1 protein-coding gene and 1 pseudogene are annotated in these 1,347 nt (G+C 60.7%); both read left to right on the top strand.

All coding sequences use genetic code 11. The annotated features are described in order from the left end of the window. Positions 1 to 238 (top strand): annotated as a pseudogene (locus EOA22_RS33745) (glycosyl transferase family 2); the annotation flags it as partial. A 168-nt stretch (positions 239 to 406) separates the two neighbouring features. Beyond that, complete coding sequence (locus EOA22_RS33740; protein WP_164745819.1) at positions 407 to 1,279, top strand: phytanoyl-CoA dioxygenase family protein; 873 nt, start codon at positions 407 to 409, stop codon at positions 1,277 to 1,279. The last annotated feature ends 68 nt before the right edge of the window (positions 1,280 to 1,347 follow it).

Genomic DNA, 1,347 nt, shown 5'->3' with positions numbered 1-1,347 from the left:
TCTCTACACCTGGTCGGCCAGGCAGGTTCTGCTGGCCATGCGAGCCAAGCTTGTCGCTCCGGCCGCATGGTCCTGTTACATCTCCACACTGGTTTTCTTCGCCCTCAGCATCCTTACCAATTCCAACAACCGGCTGGCCATGGGTGAGGCCTTCATGTGGTTTGCCGCGGCGTTCGGCTTCTATTGTTTTTATGTTCGCCAGCAGAAGAACCTTGTCGCGCCGCGAACCTATTTTTAGGGCCTGCCGGCGCAGCACGTATCTGATCAGCCGGTTGCGGCCAATGCACCTTTGAGGCCCCGCTCAATTTCCCGATAATCGGGAAAGTCGATGCCAAAATCCACGGCTTATCGCCGGCAACCCGTTTGTTACGATCGACACAGATCACAGACGGGGGTTGTCACGGATATGCTGACGGACAGGCAGGCACGCGAAGCGGTGGAGCAGTACCGCGAGGAAGGATATGCGGTCGTTCGACAATTCGTCGACGGCGACGAGATGATCCGGCTGAAGAAGGAAACCGATGCGGTCTATGCCGATGGCCTCAAGCATCACGCCACTTTCCGGCACGGCAACCTGAATTTCCAGATCCTGCCTGAATCGGACTTTGGCCAACGATATGTGCTGCAGGCTTACTGGTTTTCCTGGATCAATTCCTATTTCGAGCAGTTCCGCCGCAATCCCGACTATCTGAAGCTGCTCGAGGGTCTGATCGGCCGCGACATAAAACAGATCGCCCAACAGCTGCACTGGAAGCCGCCCGGCGCCAATGTCACGGGTTATCGCTTCCACCAGGATCTGCGCTTCCGTAACCAGGCCGCCTTCGACAATGTCGCCGACGCCACCGTGACAACAGGCCTCGCGGTCGATCGGGCGACGCTGGACAATGGCTGTCTTCAGGTCGTGCCCGGCAGCCACAAGCTCGGCTATCTCGGCCTGTCGGACGAGGGAACCGGCGAGCTGATGAAGGGTCTGACCGCCGAAGAAGAGTTGCGCAAGGTCGGCATCGACCCGGCGACCATCGTTCCGCTGGTGCTGGAGCCGGGCGATCTTGCTTTATGGGGGCTGCTCACCGTGCACGGCTCCTCGCCCAACAGGTCACAGCACGACCGCGCCTTTGCACTGTCCAGCTATGTGCGGGCGGATACGACGCAACGTGGCGAATGGGCGTTCAGGGACGGTGTTTCGGTGCCGCTCGGCAAGACGCCGGCACTGTGCAAATACGAAAAGCTCTTCGAGGAGCCGGGACCGATGTACGACACCACCGCCTGGTGGAAATGACGCTGCCGCGTCGGGCGACGGGGGCAGCAGGGGCCGGGCGTTCGCGCCAGGCCCCTGACGGCGTTGGC

Source organism: Mesorhizobium sp. M7A.F.Ca.US.014.04.1.1 (genome assembly GCF_003998745.1).
Lineage (GTDB): Bacteria > Pseudomonadota > Alphaproteobacteria > Rhizobiales > Rhizobiaceae > Mesorhizobium > Mesorhizobium ciceri.
The sequence above is the reverse complement of the archived record's forward strand: the minus strand, read 5'-3'. Positions and strand labels throughout refer to the sequence as shown.

Excerpts from the sequence above, each read along its gene's own strand:
- EOA22_RS33740 (WP_164745819.1), top strand. The coding sequence starts at position 407 with ATGCTGACGGACAGGCAGGCACGCGAAGCGGTGGAGCAGTACCGCGAG.